The 25,315-nt window shown below is 63.5% G+C and carries 16 protein-coding genes, 1 tRNA gene and 1 pseudogene; 14 read left to right on the forward strand and 4 right to left on the reverse strand.

Annotation, left to right across the window (positions count from 1 at the left end):
• Positions 1-544 (forward strand): annotated as a pseudogene (locus GOSPT_RS10395) (ISL3 family transposase); the annotation flags it as partial.
• Between the two features lie 323 nt (positions 545-867).
• Positions 868-1,890, forward strand: coding sequence for a hypothetical protein (locus tag GOSPT_RS10400; RefSeq protein WP_005205849.1), 1,023 nt, complete (start codon positions 868-870; stop codon positions 1,888-1,890).
• Here the strand turns inward: GOSPT_RS10400 and GOSPT_RS10405 are convergent.
• Both GOSPT_RS10405 and GOSPT_RS24115 read right to left on the reverse strand, forming a co-directional pair.
• Complete coding sequence (locus tag GOSPT_RS10405) at positions 1,855-2,784, reverse strand: ISAs1 family transposase (protein WP_005205850.1); 930 nt, start codon at positions 2,782-2,784, stop codon at positions 1,855-1,857. The genes GOSPT_RS10400 and GOSPT_RS10405 overlap by 36 nt on opposite strands.
• Before the next feature lie 24 nt (positions 2,785-2,808).
• Positions 2,809-3,021, reverse strand: coding sequence for a transposase family protein (locus GOSPT_RS24115; protein ID WP_197502341.1), 213 nt, complete (start codon positions 3,019-3,021; stop codon positions 2,809-2,811).
• Between the two features lie 1,032 nt (positions 3,022-4,053).
• Here GOSPT_RS24115 and GOSPT_RS10415 point away from each other — a divergent pair.
• The 4 genes from GOSPT_RS10415 (at position 4,054) to GOSPT_RS10435 (ending at position 13,002) form a co-directional block, all read left to right on the forward strand.
• On the forward strand, positions 4,054-6,228 hold the full coding sequence (locus GOSPT_RS10415; RefSeq protein ID WP_005205854.1) for an AAA family ATPase: 2,175 nt from the start codon (positions 4,054-4,056) through the stop codon (positions 6,226-6,228).
• Between the two features lie 827 nt (positions 6,229-7,055).
• On the forward strand, positions 7,056-9,194 hold the full coding sequence (locus GOSPT_RS10425) for a site-specific DNA-methyltransferase (RefSeq protein ID WP_005205857.1): 2,139 nt from the start codon (positions 7,056-7,058) through the stop codon (positions 9,192-9,194).
• A 2-nt stretch (positions 9,195-9,196) separates the two neighbouring features.
• Positions 9,197-11,698, forward strand: coding sequence for a DEAD/DEAH box helicase (locus tag GOSPT_RS10430; RefSeq protein WP_005205858.1), 2,502 nt, complete (start codon positions 9,197-9,199; stop codon positions 11,696-11,698).
• Between the two features lie 59 nt (positions 11,699-11,757).
• Positions 11,758-13,002 carry an AlbA family DNA-binding domain-containing protein gene (locus GOSPT_RS10435; RefSeq protein WP_005205859.1) on the forward strand — a complete coding sequence of 415 codons (1,245 nt, stop codon included), beginning with the start codon at positions 11,758-11,760 and terminating at the stop codon, positions 13,000-13,002.
• 424 nt (positions 13,003-13,426) lie between these two features.
• Here GOSPT_RS10435 and GOSPT_RS10440 read toward each other — a convergent pair.
• A tRNA-Leu gene (locus GOSPT_RS10440) sits at positions 13,427-13,512 on the reverse strand.
• A gap of 376 nt (positions 13,513-13,888) precedes the next feature.
• Here GOSPT_RS10440 and GOSPT_RS10445 point away from each other — a divergent pair.
• The 7 genes from GOSPT_RS10445 to pknB all read left to right on the forward strand — a co-directional run bounded on the left by GOSPT_RS10445 (position 13,889) and on the right by pknB (position 23,720).
• Complete coding sequence (locus GOSPT_RS10445) at positions 13,889-15,151, forward strand: FHA domain-containing protein (protein WP_005205860.1); 1,263 nt, start codon at positions 13,889-13,891, stop codon at positions 15,149-15,151.
• Positions 15,152-15,375: 224 nt separating this feature from the next.
• Positions 15,376-15,840, forward strand: a complete 465-nt coding sequence (locus GOSPT_RS10450) for an FHA domain-containing protein FhaB/FipA (RefSeq protein ID WP_005205861.1) — start codon at positions 15,376-15,378, stop codon at positions 15,838-15,840.
• Positions 15,837-17,372 (forward strand): PP2C family protein-serine/threonine phosphatase, encoded by a 1,536-nt coding sequence (locus tag GOSPT_RS10455; RefSeq protein ID WP_005205863.1) that lies wholly within the window; start codon positions 15,837-15,839, stop codon positions 17,370-17,372. The genes GOSPT_RS10450 and GOSPT_RS10455 overlap by 4 nt, the downstream gene beginning before the upstream one ends.
• On the forward strand, positions 17,373-18,812 hold the full coding sequence (locus tag GOSPT_RS10460; protein WP_005205864.1) for an FtsW/RodA/SpoVE family cell cycle protein: 1,440 nt from the start codon (positions 17,373-17,375) through the stop codon (positions 18,810-18,812).
• Positions 18,809-20,311, forward strand: coding sequence for a peptidoglycan D,D-transpeptidase FtsI family protein (locus GOSPT_RS10465; RefSeq protein WP_005205865.1), 1,503 nt, complete (start codon positions 18,809-18,811; stop codon positions 20,309-20,311). The genes GOSPT_RS10460 and GOSPT_RS10465 overlap by 4 nt, the downstream gene beginning before the upstream one ends.
• Positions 20,308-21,774 carry a serine/threonine-protein kinase gene (locus tag GOSPT_RS10470; RefSeq protein ID WP_005205866.1) on the forward strand — a complete coding sequence of 489 codons (1,467 nt, stop codon included), beginning with the start codon at positions 20,308-20,310 and terminating at the stop codon, positions 21,772-21,774. Before GOSPT_RS10465 ends, GOSPT_RS10470 begins: the two co-directional genes overlap by 4 nt.
• Complete coding sequence (gene pknB, locus GOSPT_RS10475) at positions 21,771-23,720, forward strand: Stk1 family PASTA domain-containing Ser/Thr kinase (protein ID WP_005205867.1); 1,950 nt, start codon at positions 21,771-21,773, stop codon at positions 23,718-23,720. Before GOSPT_RS10470 ends, pknB begins: the two co-directional genes overlap by 4 nt.
• A gap of 57 nt (positions 23,721-23,777) precedes the next feature.
• On the opposite strand, the gene GOSPT_RS10480 is transcribed toward pknB, so the two are convergent.
• Entirely contained in the window at positions 23,778-24,476 is a 699-nt protein-coding gene (locus GOSPT_RS10480; protein ID WP_039855590.1) for an aminodeoxychorismate/anthranilate synthase component II, read from the reverse strand.
• Positions 24,477-24,989: 513 nt separating this feature from the next.
• Between GOSPT_RS10480 and crgA the strand changes: the two genes are divergently transcribed.
• Complete coding sequence (gene crgA, locus GOSPT_RS10490; protein ID WP_005205869.1) at positions 24,990-25,280, forward strand: cell division protein CrgA; 291 nt, start codon at positions 24,990-24,992, stop codon at positions 25,278-25,280.
• The last annotated feature ends 35 nt before the right edge of the window (positions 25,281-25,315 follow it).

Genomic DNA, 25,315 nt, shown 5'->3' on the forward strand with positions numbered 1-25,315 from the left:
TTTCATGTGGTGCACTTGGCCGCCGACAAGCTCACGGTGTGTCGCACAACGCGTGCAACAGGATACGTGCGGACACCGCGGCCGTAGCGGGGACCCGCTCTACGGAATCCGCCGCCCTCTGCTCACTCGAATCGGCTTGTTGACCGACAAGCAGAAGACCCGCATCACCAACGGCCTCCAAGCGCGTGAGGAACATCTGGCGGTCGCGGTCACCTACGCCGTCTATCAGGACCTGATCGACGCCTACGACCAGCCGCACAAGCGAGACGGGAAGATCGCGATGTACAAGCTGCTCAAACGCATCCACACCGGCGTGCCAAAAGAACTCGCCGAACTCGCCCAACTCGGCCGCTCGCTGTGGGCTCGACGGACCGAGATCCTGGCCTACTTCGACACCGGCGCCTCCAACGGGCCCGTCGAAGCGATCAACGGCCGCCTGGAACACCTACGCGGGATCGCGCTCGGCTTCCGCAACCTCAACCACTACATCTTGCGGTCACTCATCCACTCCGGCGGCCTGGCAGAACACCTACACGCACTCTGAATCAGGAAGAGCCAGCAAACCTTGACGACATGGTGCAGGTAGTCGTGTCGTTCACGCCGAATGAGGCCAGTCCGCAGATGTAGGCTGGAGTCGAGCCAACAGGTGGAGAAGATCGGCGAGTTGACGTCTAATCCTTACTGGACACTCACAATTGATCGCGATCTTCCTCTATCGAGCTCGTAGTTGTCCACGGCAACGAGGTCCTCGATGGCGGCGTGCACGCAATCGATTACCTCACCCAAGGACTGAGGACTTAGAACGGGCTACACTGCTCACGTTGTTTATGATTCCGAATGTAAGTGAATCGACTGGGAGGTTGATCGGTGGGGGACAATATTTTCACCAGTGAGCCGATGCTGACACGAGCACTTGCCGCCGAGATCAGACAGCAGCCAGAAGAGTTCCTCGCGCTGTTGGCGAAACGCAGCAACAGAGTTGAATTGTTTAGTGCGAGAGTCGATCACGTTGAATGTGAAAGCGTCGCGAAGGTTGACATTCTAGTCAGGCTAACCGGTGGAGCAACGATCGGAATCGAGGCAAAACTCGACCACGAACTGCCAGGTATCCAGGTCGAGAAGCTGAAGGCCGCGGTGGATGATCTTTTTCTGCTGGTACTCGATCCGATCGACGCCGAAGACTATGTCAATCAAGTGTCCGGAGTTGTGACCTGGACAGAGATAATTTCCTCGTTTCGGGAATCTCGGATCTGGATAGCGGACATCGAATCACTCCCGCCTCAAAAGGTCGCGGTTGAGCGCGTCTTCCGCAAGCTCACACCTTCACTTCGCGAGGAACTCGGGCCGGGCTGGGACGTTCGCGTTGGGCGAGGAGGTAGCGGTATGTCGGCTATCACCGTCTGGAGCCCTAAACTGGCCGACCATCGGCAATTACGAGGACAGATTCAGGTCTCTGGGCGCGCGATGCCGGCGTCCGAAGACGACCTGCGGTTCGAGTTTCACGTCGGAGTTGAGACGCGAGATTCGCTGGCCGACTTCCCAGTTACCCAAGACACGGACACTGCGCCTGGGTGGGTGCACCATCTCCAGGTGCTGCGCGACCAAGTGATTGGCGACGATACTGGTCGCTACAAGATTCGAACGAGTCCCTGTAAGAATGGCCAGAGCGGGGTTGGGAAGAACAAGTTGGGGCTCGTTGCCAAGTTCCTACCTGAAACACCGTGGATCGCGCAGGGTTACTTCGACTGGTCGCTCGGCCCGAAGTCGCAGCCAGTCGACTCCGCCGGATTGCCCGATTTAGCTGATTCAGCCGCAACACTTTTTCGGGATTGGTACTCAGCGTCAATAGCAGGGTCACGGCAAAGTCCTTTCAGTTCTGGTGAGGAGTAGTTTTATGGCTCGTTCGGGTGCTCTGGCGGTGTGACGTAGGGCCGCAGCGATGTTGGTATGTCCGGCGTTGCGCAGGATGGCGATGGCCAGGTTGCGCAGCGTGGCCATCACCCGGGGTCCGGCGCCTGTTCGGATACGGGAGGCGTCCTCGCCGAACGTCACGTCGCGCACGTAGTGCAGACGGTTCTCGATACCCCAGTGGCCCTGTACCCAGTCGGCGATCAGGTGCGGTTGGGCGGCGAGCATGTCGAGATCGCTGATGAGGTAGACGATTTCGACGGTTCGTTTGCCTTTGATGGTGCGGGTGCGGCGGATCTGGATGACTTGGCCGACGTGGTCGAATCCGACCATCTGGGCGGGCACTTCCACAGCTTTGATGGTGTGGGTGACGCGTCGGCCACGAGAGGTATCGGTGGTCGTGTAGCTGCCGATCTTGTTCCACCGCAACGATTTCAACTGATCGTAGAGGGTGGGTTGATTGCGCTTGACACACATCACGAAGTGCCCGCCGCGATCAACGATGTAGTCGGCTGTCGCGCGTTGGGTATGGAGCGCGTCGACGGTGACGACCATGTCGGTGATGTCGATCGGGTCGAGCAGATCGATCAGTTTGGGGATCTCGTTGGTCTTCGCGCCGACCGCGACCTGACCGATCACCGCTCCCGACTCGTGATCCATCGCGGCGAGCAGATGCGGTCGATCCCCAGCGTCATCGACGCTACCGCGCAACGTCTTGCCGTCGACTGCAACGATCCGTCGACCGTCAATACTGCTGAACTGCAATCCCATCCACGAGTTGGCGATCTTGTCGAAGGTGTCGCCGTCGACGCGTTCGAGGGTGCGGCGGATTGTTGATTCCGAGGGCACACCGGCACTGGAGTCGAGCGCGGCCAAGACCTCGACGCCGGCATCGGCGGCCTAATCGCCGATCGCAGAAAACGACCGGGCGCCGCTGAGTACCGCGGTGGCGGCGACGACCAGAATTTCCAGGAGAGGGTGTCGGACGCCGCGCCGTTTGCGCGGATCGGGAATGGTCGCCAACGCGTCGACGATCTCCCGGGGTGCAGCGGGCACCTCGGCCAACTCGCCGAGCAGGGGGTCGCTGTCATCGATGACATGGATAGGGGACACTGAACGGGCGAGCATGACCGGCTTTCGACAGGTGATTGTGTGAGAACTTCCATCCTCGAACACCTGGTCATGCTCGCCCCACACGACACACCGGTCACACCAAACTCACACGTAACAGCTGGTCAGGCTGTTCCTATACCGACTTTGCCGTGACCCTGGCGTCAATAGGGAGCGTCCCCAATTCGCCGTAATGAGCACGGCGGCAACATCTGTTGCTTCCCGAGTTCGCACGTGAAACCGGGTGAGCTGCACTTCGGACTACTACGACGGATCGATAAACGCTGAGGCGGACTCGGTATAGCTTCGTCCAACGACATCCGTCGGTGCCGATTAGGGTCCTTCAATCGTGCGATTCATCCCGCACCGGCAAGCTTGGAGCACTGATGCTCACGCATCCCCGAATCTCCGTGACGTGCGATTGCTCGAGAGTTCTCTGATCCCAACGAACTGCTCGGCGGGACAGTCTCACTTCCGTGAGAAGTCGAGCACCGGAGGCCGCACGAATAGTCGGGTCGATCCATTAGGTGATCGAGGCGTTCCGTCAGTGCCGTCGAACTCGGAAACGAGGAACCAAGTTTGAGCGCCGATGGTCGCTACCTCGACCTATGCTGAGACAGCAGTACGACGGGGCGTGGCGGTGGATGAACTGGGACGGCGATAAAGGCAAGCTCGCTACCGTGATCGACCTTGTCGCCCGCGAACGCGAGTGTCGAGTGCACGGCGATCCAACGCAGGTCGACGAGCGCACGCATACGCTTCGCAAGGAAGACATCGGACTCCAACATCTATGCAAACTGACAAAGGACGCACGTACCGACCTCAAAAACACACTACAGGACCGCACGTTGCCAAATCCCCGATAGGTACCTACACGCCGTCGCCAGCCGACCGGCGATCGTGCCGGGTGGGCGACCGGCTTACGGACGCGGCAACCCAAAGCCACGGCACGCGTTTTTGCGTTCGGAGACCAAACGGACGGTTTCAGACTGTCCCTGCGGATTCTGTCGGCCACAAGCCATAAAGTTGAGCACCATGGAGAACCTGAACGTTGCACTGAAGAACTGTCACGGCATCCGGGAGGTCGATGCGGCCTTCGACTTTCGGGAAGGCAATGCCGTGGCGATCTACGCGCCCAACGGCACAATGAAGACATCTTTCGCGAGGACTTTTAAGGACCTCGCCGCCGGCCACGACTCATCCGATCACGTTTTCCCGGACCGCCGCACAGATCGCAGCATCACCGATGAAAACGGCACCGACCTGGATCCGAAGGATGTAGTCGTTGTTCTGTCCTACGACGAGGATCTCGGTCCCACGGAGTCGACGTCGACCCTCCTGGTGAATCCGGAGCTGAGGAAGGAGTATGAGCACCTCCAGGCTGAACTCATGGGTGCTCGCGACGAACTCGTAGCAGCACTAAAGGCGGAGTCCGGAACCAAGCGAGACGTGATCACCGCGCTGTCACGGGTGTTCACCCAGCAAGATGACAAATTTTTTGATTCGTTGGTGCGCATCGAGTACGAGGTTATGCAAATGCATAGCGCGGAGTTCGCTGGCATTCCATACGATGTGCTATTCAACGAAAAGCTCGATCCTATACTTCGCACGGCGGGCGTACAGGCGGAGTTGGCCAATTACGTGGGGCGGCTGAACGAGCTTCTCGATCAGTCGGAGTTTTTCAGCAAAGGATCATTCACGTTCTATAACGCAGCGAATGTTACCAAGAGTCTCGGAGACAATCACTTCTTCGCAGCGAACCACTCGCTTACTCTGAGGGGCGACGGAGCGTCTCGCACCGTAACGAGTGAGGCCGACCTACAGGAATTGATCGAGGACGAAAAACGTCAGATCACTGACGACCCTGCGCTTCGCAAGAAGTTTGAAGCCGTCGAGAAGGCTGTCCAAAAGAACGCCGATACCCGAAAGTTCCTGGATTTCATTGCGACTCACGAGGAGTTGCTCCCGGAGTTCGAGAATGTCGACAAATTTCAGCAAGACGTCTGGATCTCATATCTCAAGGCGCACGAGGCCCTGTTCCAACGCGCAGTGACGTGCTACAAGACCACTGAGAGCCGCCGCAGGGAGATTGAGCGGCAGGCAGCGGTGGAGAGGACCCAATGGGAGAGGGTCATTGAGATCTTCAACGAGCGGTTCTTCGTGCCCTTCCGCCTGAGCGCGGAGAACAAGCATCGAGTGGCGCTCGGCCAAGAAACGATGCTTAAGTTGGTCTTCGAGTTCGAAGAAGGCGGGGAGTCTGCGGGCGTTGAACGAGCCGACCTACTGTCGATTCTTAGTAATGGCGAAAAGAAGGCCCTCTACATCCTCAATGTTCTGTTCGAGATGGAGGCAAGGAAGGCTGCAGGGCGCGAGACCGTCTTTGTGATTGACGACCTCGCTGACTCGTTCGACTACAAGAATAAGTACGCCATCGTGCAGTATTTGAAGGAGATGGCTGACCAGGCGAGTTTCAAGCTCGTTCTCCTGACCCACAACTTCGACTTCTTCCGGACCTTGGTCAGTCGGGGCGTCGTGGGTTACAAGCGATGCTTTATGGCTCAGAAGGGCGAGGGGAAGGTCGTATTGAATCAGGCCGAGCATGTCAATAATCCCTTCATCCGCGGTTTCAAGAAGAACTTCTTTACCGTTGGCATGCAGCGGATCGCCTCGATTCCGTTTGTGAGGAACATCCTGGAATACACGAGAGGAGACGATGATGCCGACTACCTGACGCTGACGTCGCTGCTCCACTGGAAGAACGAGACTCCCACGATAACCAATGCGGACCTCGATCGGATCTTCAGCAGCACCTTTGTCGGTCAGGAGAGCCGCGCGTGGCAGTTGCCGGACACCACCGTGGTCGATCTGCTGTTCGGTCAAGCTGACCAGGCGCTCGCGGCTGCGGAAGGCATAAATTTCGAGAACAAGATCGTTCTTTCGATCGCAACCCGAATGCTTGCCGAAAAGCACATGGTCGCCGAACTGAATGATCCTAACTTCACAGATGCGATCCCGAAGAATCAGACGCAGGCAATTTATCAAGCTTATAGGCGCCGCGGTCTCGGCACCCAACAGTCAATGGAAACGCTGGACAGTGTTGTCCTGATGACGCCCGAGAACATTCATGTCAATTCATTCATGTACGAGCCCATAATTGATATGTCTGACGCTGCGTTGCGGGATCTCTACAGCCGTGTCAAGACACTCTGAGTGGCAGAGTATGAGTAGTCAGCCGATACTCAGGGACATCCGACGCGCAGCGAGCCGTCGGTAGCCGCTCCACGCTGCGCTTTGCGACACGGTTCCGTCCCAAGAATCTCGAAGTGCGCCGATAGTTCGAGCGATCAGTTAGTTGCGGCTCCGGTGGAGCAGCCGTGCTCCCTCCCGATCTGGGTCGCCCATTCGCGCCCGAAGGAGCGCATCGCCGCCGATTGGTCGACCTCCCGGGCGCGCGATTGACCGCGAGGCCACCTCGGCTTGGAGCATGCTCCGCGCGGGTGACGCGGAGCAGCAATCGCCACCGAATCGGGGCAACGGCGGCACACTTCGACGTCAGCGCAGTGCTACGGCGAGGATCGCGTGCGCACCCGGCTAGAGCTCAACCAGACCGCGGGCGCGAGCAGAATCAGCAGTTCGGTGTTGAGCCGGGTCGAGCGCGTCGAACGCGATGACCGCCGCCCGCGGAACTGATTGCTGCCTCGCGTTCAAGGATGCGGCGGAAACTGCTCAGCGACTGGATCTCGCGCCATGCTCAAGGTGCGGTGCCCGAGCTGGATCAGGGTGATGACGCCCTCGCGCATTAGCCCGGAGGGAATGGGGTTCTCGACATGCGCGGCGCCTGGATGGTGTCCAGGATCGTGAGCAACTGGTCCGGTTCCGTGCGGCGGATCGTAGGACGGAACCGGCATGCATCGCGAGGGATCTCCCGGTGCTGGTGAATCCACTGCGGCACCGACGGATGCGTTGCTAGGGCCCTCCTCGTCCCCGCCGTAAGGTAGTTCCCGCAGCAGTCACAGAAGGTCATTGAGGGCGAGGGCATGGCGAGGCACACAGGTCGGCTCGAACTTACGTGGACGGACAAGGACCGGGCGCTCCTTTCGACCGGTGATGGCAAGTACGACTACACCTTCACTGACCATGACGACCCCCGCGTCCGCGAAGTGCGACTCCTACGCGAGGTCGATCGGATCGAAGCCCCCACTCCGGCGGATCGACCCAATGACCTTCCCGAGCCAACCGTGGATAACCTCTTGATCACGGGCGATGCCATGCATGCTCTCGATGCGCTAGCGAAGACACCTGAGTGGGCGGCGAAGTATCGGGGCAAGGTCAAGCTCGTCTACATCGACCCGCCCTTCAACACCGGTCAGGCGTTTACTCAGTACGAGGACAACATCGAGCATTCGATCTGGCTCACCATGCTCCGAGACCGGCTACGGCAGATCAAGCCTCTGCTTTCGAAGGACGGGTCGGTGTGGGTGCATCTCGACCATGTTGAGGTGCACCGCTGCCGGTCCGTGATGGACGAGATTCTCGGTTCGGATAACTTTGCTGCAGAAGTGGCGTGGCAGAAAGCTGACTCGACTCGGAACGATGCAAAGACGCTGTCGGTGGACCACGACACGCTGCTCGTCTATCGGGCGTCTCCCGAGTGGAGCCCCAACCGCCTTCCGAGAACCGCTGAGTCCGACGCGCGATTCTCCTCGCCAGACCGAGACCCGCGGCCGTGGTTCGACGACAACCCCACTGCCCCAGGGGCCAAGACCCACCAAGGCATGGTCTACGCCATCGAGCACCCGATGACGGGCGAGCTTGTCTATCCCGCTCGTGGTCGTTGTTGGTGGACTCAACAGTCTCAGATCCTCGAGATCATGAACGAGTACGCGCCGTATGAACTTCGCGACTTGGGCGACGTTCACAAGCGCGCTGAACTGTGTGGCGTCAAGCCCGACGACGTTCGGCAGAACGTAATGGCGGTAGCGCTGTCCGTTCCACTCGCAGAAGCTCGCGTCTGCGCGCGCGAACGGTACGACCAGGGGGCGTGGCCGCAGATCCTGCTCCGGTCCGGCGGTGAAGGCGGATTGGGCCGTAAGGCCTACGTGCCGAACAAGGGCCTTGTCGCCTCCACCTGGTGGACCAACGACCTAGTCGGCCACAACCGCGAGGCCAAGGCCGAAGTCAAGGCGATCTTTCCGAATCTGAACGCCTTCGCCACCCCGAAGCCTGAACGACTCTTGGAACGCGTCATTCAGATCGGGAGCGATCCGGGCGACATCGTGTTGGATTGCTTCGCCGGCTCCGGGACTACAGCCGCGGTAGCCCACAAGATGGGGCGCCGCTGGGTCACTAGTGAGTTGATCGCCGACACCGTCGAGGCGTTCACCAAGGCCCGGCTGATTCGGGTGCTCAAGGGCGACGACCCTGGAGGCGTGACGACCTCATCCGTGCGCGTAGCAGCGAACGGTGTTTCACTCCCGCTGGATGTAGACCCCAAAGCTGCGCAGCAATTCCAGACAACCCTCGGGCGCGTACTCGGCAACCCTCCCGCAGAAGGCGATGATCTTGAAGCGCCGCCGCTGACGCTGAACCCCGCGAAGGTGTTGGCCGGTGCTGTTCGGGATGCACAGAAGCGAGGCGAACTCAGTCTCGGCGCTGACGACATCGCCACCCTGCTTACTCTTCTGCGGCAGGTCGGCAACGACGGGGCGTTGTCGGAGGTCGACATCACCAAATCGGTCAAGACCGAGCTGAACAGGAGGACTCGCACGCGAGACGCGGTCACAGTCAAGTGGCACGGCGGTGGCGGGTTCACCCACCTCGAGGTGGCTCCGTCGATGTACGAGGTGGACGACGAAGACGGTGATGTTTATCTGTCCCCGGAAGCAGTCAACGGAGTGTGGTCGCGGTCGGTAGCGGCACAGTTGAAGTTCACATTCACGCCCGACCACCCGGTGTTCTGCGGTGTCCGAGGTCGTCAGAGGCTTGTCGTCGTGGACGGCGTCGCGGACGAGATCGTTGTACGCACGGTGGTCGAGCAGCTCGGAGTCAAGGAAAGAGCAGTGGTGGTAGCGAAAGTGGTGCTCCCAGAAGCGCAGACGCTGCTGACGGAGCTGTCCCCTGGGTCACGCCTGAGGAAGGCGCCGCGGGATCTGTTCCCGAAAAGGACGGTGAAGTGACTATGTCTGTCGACATCGTCTTCGATGAACTCCTGATCAACGAGATCGCCGCTCGGTTTGATCTGCGAGATCCCAACAGACGGGCGCTGGAGGCAGTAATTAAGGCTGTCGGTGTTGCCACCCCTGAGGAGGGCTTCCCGGAGCTGGTAACCGACCTCGCCACCGGTGTTGGCAAGACCTACCTGATGTCTTCTCTGGTCGACTACGCCGCGGCGCAGGGAGTTCGGCACGTGCTTGTGGTGACGCCGGGAAGCGTCATCCAGAACAAGACTCTGGACAATTTTGACGCCGCGTCGGCGAAGTACGTGGCCGGTGCCGACCACGAGCCCATCGTTATCACCCCCGACAATTTCAGGGCGGGCGCTGTTGGCGCGGCATTACGCGACCCGGACGCCTTGAAGGTGTTCGTGTTCAACGTCCAGCAGTTGATCCGTCCCTCGGACAAGGTCTCCCGCAAGGTCCGCGACACCGACGAGAACCTCGGCGATGACCTGTACTCCTATCTGGAGCAAGCCGGCGACCTGCTAGTGATCGCTGATGAGCACCACATCTACCACGAGAAGGCCACGGTGTTCTCGGCGGCGATTCGAGAGTTGAACCCGCTGGCGCTGATCGGTCTGACCGCGACACCTTCCAAGTCGGATCTGGGCAAGGTGATTTTTCAGTACACCCTCGGGGAGGCGATCGCGGACGGTCACGTGAAGACCCCCGTGATCGTGTACCGAAAAGATGGGACTAAGGACGAGCGCACTCAGCTGGCTGATGCATGCCACCTGCTCCGGAAGAAGGAGACCGCTTACCGGCAGTTTCTCCTTACCCGGCCAGAGCTACCCCAGATCAAGCCAGTGCTCTTCGTCGTGTGCTCCTCGATTGACCACGCGACGGAGGTCGGACAGACACTCGCCCAGGACGGATTCATCGGGGATCCCGCTGCGGTCTTGGAGATCACGTCCCAGTCCTCCGACGAGGCTCTCGCCGCTCTCGCCGCTTGTGAGGCGCCGGAGTCACCCGTCCGGGCGATCGTCAGCGTCAACATGCTCCGCGAAGGGTGGGACGTCCGCAACATCGCAGTGATCGTCGCGCTGCGGCGGTTGGCGTCGCAAGGACTGACTGAGCAGATTCTCGGCCGAGGACTCAGGTTGCCGTTCGGCGTTCTCACGCAGGTAGCCATGGTCGATCAGGTTGACCTGGTAGCGCACGACTCGTACCAGCAGCTGTTGGCGCAGAAGGATGCGCTTCGTGAGCGCATCGAGATCGCACCGTCCCAGGTCGACGTCGATGAGCAAGGCGCGGCGACGACTGCTGGCGACCTTGCAGTGCCTGACCCAGAGCTACCAACCAGCCCGACGAACCTGGGCGGGACGGGGCTCGAAGGCCACGCGGATCCCGATGAGGACGTCCTAGAATCGCACCAGGGTTCGGGCACCGGCGCTCAGCCTTTCACGTTCACCGATACGGACAGCGGAGAAGACTCCGAGCCGAATCTTTTCACTCAAGAGACCGATGACCGGATCGCCGAGCCCGTACCCCAGCCGACGGGACGGGTCGGGAACGCGCCACAGATTCCGTTCCCGAGACGCGTCGCCCGACTGACAGTGGCGTCGTTCAGCCTCTCAGACGTTCCGGATGGGGATGCGCAGGCTGCTGGTGCTCGGTTCATCACCGAGATCCCGACCTTCCTTGCCAAAGACGCATTGATCGCGACCCGCGACGAACACGACGACATCACCATCAAGGTTGCGCCGCAGAAGAACGTCGAGGCCCAGCAGATGTACCTCGGGATCGACACGATTCGTGAAGACTTGACCGCAGCGATCTTCCGCCAGGTGGAGCAGTCGGCCTCGGAGAAGCGCGCGGCGCGACGGATCACCAATGCCTTCCTGAAGGGCGCTGGTGTCGTTACAGGGAACGAGACGGCCGAATGGGGTGAGAACCGCCGTCAGCAGGCGATCGGAGGCATGACCCGCCTCATCAAGGATGCCTACATTAAGCGCCCTCGCCAGATGGTCTACGACCTTGAACCCGTCACGCTGCCGATCGAGCCGGTGATCATCGACGCGGCGCGCGATGCCTACAGCGACACGTTCGTAAAGCACGTCCAATTCAGTGGCTGGCAGCGCAACATCATGCCCGTAGCAACCTTCGACGCGGGGTCGACTGAGTGGAAGATCGCCCACTTGCTCGACCGTGACGACGACATCGCCTGGTGGCTGAGGCTGTACACGAACGGCCCTGCCTTCATTCCGACGAGTCGAGATGGGAGCTATTTCCCTGACTTCATCGCGCTCGACACCGCGGGGGTCTACTGGTTGATCGAAGGCAAATCCGACAAGAATGCTCTCGACGCCGACGTTCTCCGGAAACGGGAGGCCGCCGAGAACTGGGCGCGCTTCGTCCGGGACAAGGGCGAGTTCGGCGACTGGCACTACGTGTTCGCCACCGAGTCGCACATCAAGCACGCGGGTTCGTGGACCGCGCTGAAGGTTGCGACTGAACCTGAGTAGAGCGGAGGGCTTGATCCTCGCCACCCCCGGCTCGGAGCGTGCCTGGTTACGTTGGTCCCGTGACCTTCACTGCGCTCCACCGCGTCCTCGGCCTGCCGCCCGGCCCAATCACCGACGAGATGCTCGACGAGGCCGTCGCTGCTGGTGTGGCCGAGACCGACGACCTCGATTGGAAGTCGGAGCTGCCACCGACCAGCAACCTGCCGTCGACTGACGTGCCCAAGGACATCGCCGCGATGGCCAACCGCGGAGGCGGCGTGATCGTGTACGGCGTCGAGGAGGACGAGAAGGCCGCGACCGGCCGCAGGGACACGGGCGAGTTCACCGAGAACCACGAGCGCACCTACCGCAAGGTTGCCGTGTCGGCCATCACCCCACCGGTCTTCGGCCTCGAGGTCTACCGTCTCGGCAGTGATCCCCGCGCCGTGGCAGTCGTCGTCCCTGCCAGCGTCGACGGACCACACCTGATCTACCGCGGCGAGTACTTCGGCGCACCCGTCCGGAACAACGCCGACACCGAGTGGATGAAGGAGCGGCAGATCGAGGCTGCCTACGGCGCCCGCTTCGACGAGCGGCGACGGTCCAGCGAAGCGATCGATGCGCTGTACGCCGAGATGCAGGCGGGCCGGGACACGGACAAACGAGCCTGGCTGATAGCGGTCGCCCACCCGCGCGTGCCAGGTGTCCTCGCCCGGCCGGACCGCGACGAAGCGCGCGCCGTCTTCGAGGAGTCGGTGCGCGTCGCGCTGAGCTACTCGGATCGCAACGGCGTGCACCCGCTTGAGCACGTGGACCGCCTGAACCCTCGCCCCGGTCTCAAACGCTGGACCGCCCCGCCCGCGTCCACGCACAAGAGCTCGTACTGGAAGGAGGCGTGGGTCAGCGCCCACCACGACGGCTCCGTCACGCTGGCGGCTGCCATCGGCGCCCATCTCTCAGGGCCTTCGTCGCAGTTCGAGGGTCACGAGGTGGAAGCCCGAGCGATCGAGTCCGCGATCGCCGACTTCACGGGCATAGTCCGTGCCGTCGCGGCACACTCGGGTCACGACGAGTACGAGGTAAGCGTCGGCATCGAGTGGGCCGGCACCCGTTCGCTCGTGATCCTCACTGTCGACGGCACCGGGTACACCTACGACGGCGTCTCCACTCCGCTGGGGAAGTTCACGCGGGTGTCCTCGACGATCAACGCCGCAGCCTCCGACCAGGAGTTTCACCGCCGCGTGTACGAACTCGCGGAGGACTGCATCAACCAGGGCGGGATTACGCATCTACACGTGATCGCGAAGCCGGCTGACCAGGAGTAGGTCTCCGGTCGTCGATCTGAGCCACGTCCTCGCCCAGCCTGCGCCGCGGATGATCCCACTGCGGAGGCGTACTCAATTTAGAGGTGTTGGCCTGCACCTTTGCGAAGACCGGCGGCCGCTCCGCGTGTGTCCTCCCGCCGGTGTGGGGCCGAGCACCCTGGAGAGTCCTACTGTACTCACACCGCCTTGTCGACGGTGGCGCTGTCGAGCACCCCACGGAATGCGCTGGGGGCTGTTTGGGCCAGTTCGAGACTGAAAGTGACCGCGGCCGGATGGGTTGACAAGGCTTCACCGGGATACTGTCACGCTCGGTCCCTCTCAATCAACGATCCGGAAGAAACCGTCGCAAAATTCTAAGAAAACAAAAGGTCAGGCAGCATTTCCGCAACCTGACCTGATGTACCGATTTGAGCTGAACTGCTCGTGGTGGGCGAAGGGGGACTTGAACCCCCACGTCCCGAAGGACACTGGCACCTGAAGCCAGCGCGTCTGCCATTCCGCCACTCGCCCGTGGCCGCCGAATTCGGCGGGCATGCCGTCGAACTGGGTAGCTCGACGACTGGAGAACGATAGCAACAATGCGGCGCCGATGTAAAACTCGGGCGGGCGGGGGTCTCGACAGGCTCGACCAGCGTGGGTGGGGCTCGACCAGCGTGCGAGGTGGTCTCGACAAGCTCGACCAGCGGAGCGAGGCTCGACCGGCGAGGGCGGGCTCGGGCAGCGAGTGGTCTCGACAAGCTCGACCAGCGGGTGTGGGCTCGACCCTGAAGCCATAGTTGAAGCTGCGGCGGTTGATCTGAGACGGTGTTAGCCGTAAGTATCGGTATCATCAATCAAGGTCACTTGCACGACGACACGCCACCAGGGCTGCGAAGGGAGGTCGACGATGGGAATCCTGCAACGATTCGAGCGCAAACTCGAGGGGGCCGTCGACGACGGCTTTGCGCGCGTTTTCGGTGGTCAGGTTGCTCCGCAGGAGATCGAGAACGGCCTGCAGCGCGAGGCCGAGGAGTCGTTGGAGAGCCTCGGCGACGGCACGGTGCTGGCGGCGAACAGCTACTCATTGTTGTTCAGCCCGACCGACCACCAGCACATCGCCACTGAGTACGAGTTGAACCGCAAGACGTTCTCCAAGCACCTGGAAAACTTCATCGCCGACAACGGATGGCAGACGTATGGGAAGGTCGTCGTAGAGTTCGACCAATCGCCGTCGTTGCACACCGGTATCTTTCGTGCCCGTGGTCGGGTCGATCCGGATGCGAGCCCGCGTCCGGTCGGATCCGCTCCAGGCGCGGGTAACGATGCTTCAGAACCACCGCGGGCCGCACGTGGTTGGCCCCCGGGGCCGCAAGCCCAGCCGCCGACTGCCGGTCCGCCCCCACAACCACACGCACCACAACAAGTAGGAGTCCCAGCCATGACGCAGAACCCCGGTTACGACCAGCGGCGAGGCGCAGAACCCGCTTACGACGACGCCCGGGGCTACGGCCAGGGCCAGCAGGAACACGGACACGAGTACGCCCAGCAGGGCTACGACTACCAGCAGGGCGGCTACGGACAGGGCTACGAGCAGGCTCCCGGCTACGGACAGCAGGGTGGCTACTACCCGGCGCAGGGCCAGCAGCCCGCATACGGATACGAGCAGCAGGGATACGAGCAGCAGGGTTACGCTCAGCAGCCCGGCTACGACCAGGGCTACGCACAGCAGCCCGGATACGGCCAGCAGGACTACGACTACGCCCAGGGCTACCCGCAACAGGGTTACGACCAGGGCTACGGCCAGCAGGGATATGAGCAGGGCTACGCACAGCAGCCCGGCTACGGATACGACCAGGGCTACGGACACCCCGGCGGCTACGCACCCGCAGCGATCACGCTGCTCCTCGAAGACGGCAGCAACCGCACCTTCCAGTTGCGTGAGGGCTCCAACGTCATCGGTCGCGGCCAGGATGCGCAGTTCCGCCTCCCCGACACCGGCGTCTCGCGTCGCCACGTCGAGATCCGCTGGGACGGCAGCACCGCCATGCTCACCGACCTCAACTCCACCAACGGCACGACCGTCAACGACGTCCAGGTCAACAGCTGGGAGCTCGCCGACGGCGACCGCATCCGCATCGGTCATTCGGACATCACCGTCCGGTTCCAGTAAGGCCGCTGCACCTGCCAGTTAGCCGGATCGACGCCCGTGGCATCGTCTGATGACGCCCGGCGTCGATACACAACTGTCACTTTCGAATGACGGTGATCGGGACTCTGGCCCATAAGATGCAGTCGGGATCCGTTGTCGCACGCGAAGCGTCGGCACGCGGACGTACTTTGTAGTGACGGATGCTTGCTTTGTAGTGACGGATACTCGGGGAGGTGAGGACTTAGATGCAGGGCTTGGTTCTGCAGTTGACCCGTATCGGGTTTCTGGTCCTCCTCTGGTTGTTCGTCTACGCGGTCATCCGCACCCTGCGCGCCGACATCGCCACGGCGTCGGGCTCACGCCTCTCCCGCTACTCCGGCGCCGACCGGCGTCGTCGAAAATCCGCGACGGCCAAGGGGTCGGCACGCTATCTGGTCGTCACGCACGGCGCTCTGGCGAATACGCGCATCACCTTGGGTCAGCAGCCGGTCCTGATCGGCCGAGCCGACGATTCGACGCTCGTCCTCACCGACGACTACGCGTCGGAACGCCACGCACGGCTCTCGCGCCGCGGCGACGACTGGTACGTCGAAGACCTCGGTTCGACGAACGGCACCTACCTCGACCGCTCGAAGGTGACCACAGCCGTGCGCGTCCCGTTGAGCACGCCGATCCGTATCGGCAAGACCGTGATCGAGTTGCGCCCGTGACACTGGTGTTGCGCTACATCGCGCGGAGCGATCGTGGGTTGGTCCGCGCGAACAACGAAGACTCGTTCTACGCCGGTCCCCGACTACTCGCACTCGCCGACGGCATGGGCGGACATGCGGCGGGCGAGGTGGCCAGCCAGTTGGTCATTCAGGCGCTACGCACACTCGACGACGACGAGCCCGGCGGCGATCTGCTCGCCGCCCTCGACCGCGCAACCCACCGCGGCAACGCGGCCATCGCCGCACAGGTCGAACGCTCCCCCGACCTCGACGGCATGGGCACGACGCTGACCGCGATCCTGTTCGCGGGCAGCAGGATCGGGCTCGCCCACATCGGTGACTCGCGCGGCTACCTCTTCCGCGACGGCGAGCTCACACAGATCACGCGCGACGACACTTTCGTCCAGACGCTGGTCGACGAAGGTCGTATCACCGCCGAGCAGGCACACACCCATCCGCAACGCTCGCTCATCATGCGCGCGCTGACCGGTACGGAGGTCGAGCCGACTCTCACGATCCGCGAGGCACGCGCCGGCGATCGGTACCTGCTGTGCAGCGACGGACTCTCCGACGTCGTGAGCGAGGAGACCATCTCCGAGACGCTCGGCTCCATCGACGACGAGAAGGAGTGCGCCGACCGTCTCATCGAACTCGCACTGCGCGGCGGCGGCCCCGACAACGTGAGCGTCGTACTGGCCGACGTCGTCGACACGCAGTATGGCGAGTCGCGACCCATCGTCGGCGGTGCGGCGGGCGACGACGCCGAGCAGAACTACACGCCCGATCCCAAGACCGCGGCCGGTAGGGCCGCAGCACTGCGTCCGCCGGCAGCAGCTCCCCAGCGTCCGACGATCCTCACAGACGACGAGAACGAGCCTCCGCAGCGTCGAAGTCGTTGGGGCCGTTGGGTTTTTGCGGGCATCGTGGCGCTGGTCATCGCAGCGCTGATCGCAGGCTTCTTCCTGACCCGCGGACTGTTGCGCAGCACGTATTACGTCGGCGAAGACAACAACAAGGTCACCATCTTCCAGGGCTCGCCCGACAAGATCCTGTTCTTCTCGTCGAGCAAGGCGTCGGAGAGGGTCTGCGTCACCAACGTCGCGACCGACGCCCCGACCGTGAGTTTCCAGTCGGTCGACAGCAAGGACGAGTGCCGTCGGCTGAGCCTGTCCGACCTGGACTCGGCCAGCGTGAACACCGTCCGCACCTTCGGGGTGAGCAAGGTCGACCTCGACGACGCCCGCAACCGGGTACGTCGACTCACCTTCCTACCCCTGTGCCGACCCGCGCCGACCACCACCGAGCCCGCGCCGGCGCCCGGCGCGACACCCGGAGCCCCCACGCCCGGCACACCGCCTCCCGCGAGCCCGGCACCGAACACCGCCCTGCCCGCGCGGTTCACGCTGCCGCCGGTCGCCGAGCCGTCGAGTCCGGCCCCATCGACAACTTCTGTCCCGTCGACGACGCCCGCCCCTTCCGGTTCGACGCCTGCGCAGCCTCAATTCGACGACGGACCGTGTCGGGAACCGTAGATGTCGCAACCGTCGAATCCTCAAGCCCAGCACGCGCCGCCGCGTGAACCGGCCCGCCAGACCGGGCGCACCGTCGAGATGATCCTCCTGATCTTCGCGATCGGTGTGGTGACGATCGCCTTGATCATCGTGCAGGCCGCACAGAGCCAGTCACTGACGTGGGATCTGCTCAAGTACGTGGCCGCCTACACGGCGCTGTTCGCGATCGCGCATCTCGTCGTACGACGGTATGCGCCCCACGCCGATCCGGTGCTGTTGCCAATTGTGGCCGTGCTCAACGGAATCGGGCTCGTGCTGATCCACCGCCTCGACCTCGGGTCGGGTCCGCGTGGCGAGGAGATCAGCCCGACCGAGCAGACCAACAACGCCGATCAGCAGTTGTTGTGGGCGTTGCTCGGCATCATCGTGTTCGCGGTGATCCTGATCTTCATCCGCGATCACCGGACACTCTCGCGCTACGCGTACACCCTTGGCCTCGGCGGCGTGATCTTCTTGGCGATTCCGGCGATCCTGCCGGCGTCGATGTCGGAGATCAACGGGTCGAAGAACTGGATTCGCACGCCTATCTTCAACATTCAGCCCGGCGAGTTCTCCAAGATCCTGATCATCATCTTCACCGCGGCGTTGCTGGTCTCCAAGCGCGACCTGTTCACGACGGCCGGTAAGCACTTCCTCGGGATGGACCTGCCGCGTGCCCGCGACCTCGGACCGCTGCTGATCGCGTGGCTGGTGACCATCGGCATCTTCGCCCTCGAGAACGACCTCGGCGGGCCGCTGCTGATCTTCTCGACGATCCTCGCGATGCTCTACGTCGCCACCGGCCGAGCGGGCTGGGTGGCGATCGGTGTCACCCTTTTCGTCGCGGGAGCGGTACTGGCGTACCAGTTGTTCCCGCATCTGCAGGTGCGCGTTCAGGTGTGGCAAGACCCCTTCGCGACCTTCGACACCACCGGTTATCAAGTGGGACAGAGCCTCTTCGGGCTCGCGACCGGCGGATTGTTCGGCACCGGACTCGGCTCCGGGCGCCCCAACATCGTTCCGTTCGCCAACACCGACTTCATCATCGCGACCATCGGTGAGGAGCTCGGCCTGGTCGGGCTGACGGCCGTGATGATGCTCTACCTGATCTTCGTGATGCGCGGTCTGCGCACGGGTGTCGCCGTCCGCGACAGCTTCGGCAAACTGCTCGCCACCGGCCTCTCGTTCACGATGGCCGTTCAGATCTTCGTGGTCGTCGGCGGCGTCACCAAACTCATCCCGCTGACCGGTCTCACGACGCCGTTCGTGTCGTACGGCGGGTCGTCGTTGCTGGCGAACTACATCCTGCTCGCGCTGCTGATCCGCGTCTCCAACGCCGCGCGCGAACCCGACCCGACGAAGCGTCGGCCTACGCCGAAGCCCATTGAGTCGCTGCCGACACAGGCGGTGCGGCAGGCATGAACACTCCGATCCGCCGGGTCTCGATGGTGGTCATCGTGATGATCATCGTGTTGCTCGCCAACGCCACCTACATCCAGGTCTTCAAGGCCGACGCCCTGAAATCCGACCCGCGCAACAACCGGGTGCTGCTCGACGAGTACTCGCGCCAGCGCGGCGCAATCACCGCGGGTGGCGAGGTCATCGCGGTGTCGGTGCCCACGGACAGCAGACTGAAGTTCCTGCGAAGCTATCCACCCGAGGGCGCCGAGGCGTTCGCCCCCGTGACCGGCTACTTCTCGTACCAGTACGGCAGCACCGAGGTCGAGCGCTACGAGAACTCATTCCTCTCCGGAAGCGACGACAGGCTCTTCGGGCAGCGCTTCACCGACATGTTCTCCGGGCGGGATCCGCGCGGCGGCAACGTCGTGACGACGATCAATCCCCGCCTGCAACGCGTCGCCTACAACCAGATGCGCAACGGCTGCAACGGTGGTTGTCGCGGAGCGGTTGTCGCGATCGCGCCGAACACCGGCAAGATCCTCGCGATGGTGTCGACGCCGAGCTACGACCCGAACAAGCTGGCCAGCCACGACCAGTCGGTGCGCGAGACGGCCTGGTCGTCGTGGAATGACCCGAACGGCTCGGAGCCGATGCTCAATCGCGCAATCAACCAGCTCTACCCGCCCGGTTCGACGTTCAAGGTGGTCACCTCAGCGTCGGCTCTGCGAGCAGGGGTGTCGCCGGATGTGCGCCTCACCGCAGCGTCGCAGTTCCCGCTGCCCGACACCACGATCTCGCTGCCCAACTACGGCGGCGAAACGTGCCCCGGATCGTCGGGCGGCACCGTCTCGATGGTCACGGCGTTGAAGTACTCGTGCAATACCGCTTTCGCCGACCTCGTGACGAACAAGATGCCCAACGCGACGTCGAATTTCAAAGACACCGCTCGACGCTTCGGCCTCGACGAAGCCGGACCGGAGATCCCGATGCCGGTCGCGCAATCGACCGTCGGAGAGATCCCCGACCGTGCCGCGCTGGCGCAGTCGGCGATCGGACAGCGTGACGTGCGCCTGACCCCGCTGGAGAACGCGATGATCGCAGCGACCGTCGCCAACGGTGGGGTGCGGATGCAGCCCTATCTGGTGGATAAACTGCAATCGGCAGATCTGCGCACGCTGAGCACAACTCAGCCGACAACGATCAACGAACCGATCACCTCCGACCAGGCGGCCACGCTTACCAGCATGATGGTCGAGTCGGAACGGGCAACCGCGGGAGCGGGCGGCCCGGTATCGATCGCGTCGAAGACCGGCACCGCCGAGCACTCCGACACGAGCGCTGGTGGCGACTCGGAGACCCCGTACTCCTGGTACATCGCGTTCGGACCGTCGTCGAATCCGCAGATCGCCGTCGCCGTGATCGTGGAGAACGGCGACTACGGTGTGAACTCGGTCGGCGGAACCGTCGCCGCGCCGATAGGACGAGCTGTGATCAACTCACTGGTGGGAGGTGGACGATGAGCCTGCAGAACGGCACGATCATCGCCGACCGTTATCGCCTGATCCGGCTCATCGCGACCGGCGGCATGGGACAGGTCTGGGAGGCCGTCGACACGCGACTGAACCGTCGTGTCGCGGTCAAGGTGCTCAAGGCCGAGTACTCCGACGACCCCGAGTTCACCGCACGCTTCCGCACCGAGGCGCAGACGACGGCCAAGCTGAACAACCCGGGCATCGCGAACGTCTTCGACTACGGCGAGACGCCCGACCGCGCAGGTGGCGGCCCACTGGCCTATCTGGTGATGGAGCTCGTCGACGGCGAGCCGCTGAACTCGGTCATCTCACGGCTCGGACGGCTGTCGCTGACCAACACGCTCGACATGCTCGAGCAGACGGGTCGCGCGCTGCAGGCCGCGCACACCGCGGGGCTCGTGCACCGCGACGTGAAGCCCGGCAACATCCTCATCACACCCGCGGGCCAGGTGAAGATCACCGACTTCGGCATCGCGAAAGCGGTCGACGCCGCGCCGGTCACCCAGACGGGCATGGTCATGGGCACGGCCCAGTACATCTCGCCCGAACAGGCGACCGGCGACGAGGCGACCGCGGCATCGGACGTCTATTCGCTCGGCGTCGTCGGATACGAGGCGCTTACGGGGCGTCGACCATTTCTCGGCGACGGCGCGATCACCGTCGCGATGAAGCACATCCGCGAGACACCGCCGCCGCTGCCCGCGAACGTGCCCGCGTCGGTGCGTGAGCTGATCGACATCACGTTGTCGAAGGACCCCAAGCAGCGCTATGCCAACGGTGGCGAGTTCGCCGACGCTGTTGCCGCGGTGCGTGCGGGTCGTCGACCACCCGCCCCCGGCGGCGCCGGAGCCGTCGGTGCTGCGGGCGCCGCTGCGGCAGGAGCCGCGGGTGGTGCCGCGCTCGCCCGCGGAACCGGCGCAACCCGCGCGATGACGGGTGGAGTGCCGCCGACGGGGACAGCACGCAGCGCGACGCAGGGAACGAGTCGCACGCCGACGTCGTACGGCCAGACGTCGTATCCGCAGACCTCGTACCCCCAAACCTCCTACCCGCAGACCTCGTCGACGCCGCCGTCGAACAACAACAACGGGTGGACCACCGGCCAGAAGGTGCTCGCGGGCATCGCGGGTGTGCTGCTGCTCGGCGCCATCGGACTGATCGGTTTCTGGCTGGCGAACCTTGATTCGGGATCGTCGGAGACGCCGACGCCGTCGACGACGGCCACGCAGACCACAACCGCTGTCCCGACCACGGCCGAACAGCAAGAACCCGAGGCGACGACCCGCGACCGGACCACGACGACGCGTCGCACGACCACCACCGAGCAACCGACGACCGAGGATCAGACCACCCAACAGGAGACCGAGGAGCCGACCACGACCAACGGCGACTCCGGTGCACCGACCGTGACCGGACAATTCTGTCCGCCCTTCTGTCTGCCGAGCCGATGACCGCGACCCCGCACCATCTCTCCGACCGCTACGAACTGGGCGAGACGCTCGGGTTCGGCGGGATGTCGGAGGTGCACTTCGCTCGCGATCTCCTGCTCAACAGGGATGTCGCGATCAAGGTGCTGCGCGCCGACCTCGCGCGTGATCCGTCGTTCTACCTTCGCTTCCGACGCGAGGCGCAGAACGCCGCGAAGCTCAATCACCCGACGATCGTCCAGGTCTTCGACACCGGCGAATCCGAGACACCGGACGGGCCGCTGCCGTTCATCGTGATGGAGTACGTCGACGGTGAGACGCTGCGAGATGTGTTGCGCGCCAATGGTCCGGTGTCTCCGCGGCAGGCGATGACATGGATGGCCGACGTTGCGGCGGCGATGGACTTCAGCCACCGCAACGGGATCGTGCACCGCGACATGAAGCCCGCCAACGTCATGATCGACAAGGCGGGCGCGGTCAAGGTGATGGACTTCGGCATCGCCCGCGCCATCAGCGACTCGACGTCAACGATGACGCAGACGTCGACCGTGATGGGCACCGCCCAGTACCTGTCGCCGGAGCAGGCGCGCGGCATCAAGGTCGATCCGCGCAGCGACATCTACTCGATGGGCTGCGTGCTGTTCGAGTTGATGACCGGCGAGCCACCGTTCACAGGTGATTCGCCCGTCGCCGTCGCCCATCAGCACGTCCACGAGGATCCGCCCTGGCCGTCGTCGATCCGACCGGAGATCCCACGCGAGCTCGACTCCGTGGTGCTCAAGGCGATGAGCAAGAACAAGGAGAACCGGTACCAGTCGGCCGCCGAGCTGCGTGCCGATCTGATCCGTGTGCTCGCGGGCGGTCGGCCGTCGGCTCCACTGCTGCTGACCGACGAGGACCGCACCGAGTTCCTCGACACCGGTCCTCGACGCGCAGCTCGCGGCTCCGACGGGGGCGGCACCGGCGGTGGAGGCGACGACGGCTCCGGCGGTTCGGACGGCAACACTCCTCGACGCGCCAGTGACAACACCCCTATTCGACGACGCTCTCGCGGGTTGGTCCTCGGATCGGTCGCGCTCGTGGTGCTGCTGCTCGCAGGACTGCTGCTGTGGTGGGCTCCGTGGGCGTCGGAGAGTGCGCGACAGATTGCGGTGCCGTCGGTGAGCGGCCTCTCGTCGCAGGACGCCGAGAACAACCTGCTGCGCGCGGGGTTCAAGGTCAAACAGCTTCAGGAACCGAGCCTCGACGTCAAGGCCGGGACCGCGACAAGGTCGGCGCCGGGCGCGAACGTGCTGGCACCGGACGGCTCCGAGGTGACGCTGTACGTGTCGTCGGGACCTCCGCGACATCAGATGCCGTCGTTGCAGGGCAAGACACCGGATGAGGCGACCGACGCGCTGAAGGTGCTCGGATTCACCAACATCCGGACCGACGAGGTCGATTCGACGGCGGCGCTCGACGGCAAGGTCGTGAACACGACACCCGCGTCCGGTACCGATGCCGCGGTCAACGGACCGGTCGTGCTGCACGTCGGGTCCGGTCCACGGCAGGTGACCGTGCGCGACGTCGTCGGTATGCGTGAGGACCAGGCCCGCACGCTGCTGGAACAGTCGAATCTGAAGATGGTCGTCGTGCAGGGTGATTCGAATCGACCTGTAGGCGAGATCATCAGCTCGTCTCCGCCCGCCGGAACATCGGTCGACGAGGGCACCACCGTCCAGGTGACGGTCTCGCGCGGAAACCAGTTCACGATGCCCGACCTGCGCGGCCAGACACCCGATCAAGCGCGCTCGACGCTGCAATCGCGCGGATGGTCGGCTTCGACCCTCACACAGTCGACAAAGGGCGTGCCGCTGGGCAGCCCGGACATCGGCAAGATCGTCGACCAGCAGCCTGCCGCGGGCTCACAGATGAGCCGTGACGACGCCGTCACGGTGACCGTCGGACAGCTCAGCCTGCTGCCGAACTAGGGCTCTTCAAGGCGGTCAGCTGGTCGTGAGCCACTGGGTGCCGTGAGAGCAGGGGCGTCAGCCCAGCGCGGCGGCCATCTCTTGTTCGAGTGCGTCGACCAGACCGGCGTCGACCTTGATGCCCGCGACGGCGAGCCAGTTGGCCAGCATCCGGTGTCCGCCCTGGGTGAGCACGCTCTCCGGGTGGAACTGGACGCCGTGGATGGGCAGGTCGCGGTGGCGCATGGCCATGACGATGCCGGTGTCGGTGCGCCCGGTCACGACGAGTTCGTCGGGGATGGTCTCGGGGAGCACGGTGAGCGAGTGATAGCGCGTCGCGGTGAACGGATCCGGTAGTCCGGCAAGGACGCCGTCGTCGTCGTGGATGACCTGCGACGTCTTGCCGTGCAGGAGTTCCGGGGCGCGGTCGACCGTCGCGCCGAAGGCTGCGCCGATCGCCTGATGTCCGAGGCAGACTCCGAGCAATGGGATTTCGTCCGACGCCGCGAGTTTCACCAGCGGGATCGTCGCGCCCGCTCGCTGTGGGGTGCCGGGCCCGGGGCTGAGGAGCACGGCGTCGAAGCCGTCGACCGCTCGCCGCAATGATTCAGTGGTGAACTCGCCGTCGGCGTCGGAGAGGACCGGGTCGTCGTTGCGCCAGACCGTGACGTCGAGGCCGCCTTGCTGGTCCGCGGCTGAGCCGCCTAGTTGACCCAGGTACTGGACCAGGTTGTAGACGAAGCTGTCGTAGTTGTCGATGACGAGCACGCGGCCCAGGGGCTGCGCGGTTCCGTCTACGGCGGGCGTATTCACAGGCTCAGGTTACTCGGCGCTCGTCAGGGTGGTCTCGACAAGCTCGACCAGCGGGAAACGCTCGAACAGCGAAAGGAGCTCGAGCAGGGGTTGGCACCCTTCCCGCTGATTGAGCCGGCGGCGAGCGCAGCGAGCAGCCGAGTCGAAATCACCCGCGTGGTCTGGACAACCTCGACCAGCGGGTGCAGCTCGACCAGCGGGGTGAGCTCAACCAGCCGGCGGGCGCCCCACCGCTGATTGAGCCGGCCGCGAGCGCAGCGAGCAGCCGAGTCGAAATCACCAGCGGGGTCTCGACAAGCTCGACCAACGGGAAACGCTCGACCAGCGGGGTCTCGACAAGCTCGACCAGCGGGAAACGATCGACCAACGAAGGAGCAGCTCGACCAGCGGAGTGACTCGACCAGCGAGCGGGGTCGGACGCGGCGACCAGGTGAGATACCGTGTAAGGCGAGTGATCTGCACCCAACAGAGGAAGTCATGCCGAAGTCTAAAGTCCGGAAGAAGACCGATTACACGATCAACCCGGCGTCGCGCACGCCGGTCAAGGTCAAGACCGGTCCCTCCAGCAGCATCTATGTGGGCGTCATGCTCGGTCTGATGCTCCTCGGCCTCGCATGGCTGATCGTCTACTACCTCGCTGCGAGCTCGACCACCTACGGCGGCGAAGGCCAGGTTCTCCACTGGATGGCCAACCTCGGATCGTGGAACTTCCTCATCGGCTTCGCCCTGATGGTCGTCGGCCTTCTGATGACCATGAGATGGCGCTGACCTGCACTAACAGGTTCGGACAATCATCCACAGCC

Origin of the sequence: Gordonia sputi NBRC 100414, assembly GCF_000248055.1 — a bacterium.
GTDB classification, from domain to species: domain Bacteria; phylum Actinomycetota; class Actinomycetes; order Mycobacteriales; family Mycobacteriaceae; genus Gordonia; species Gordonia sputi.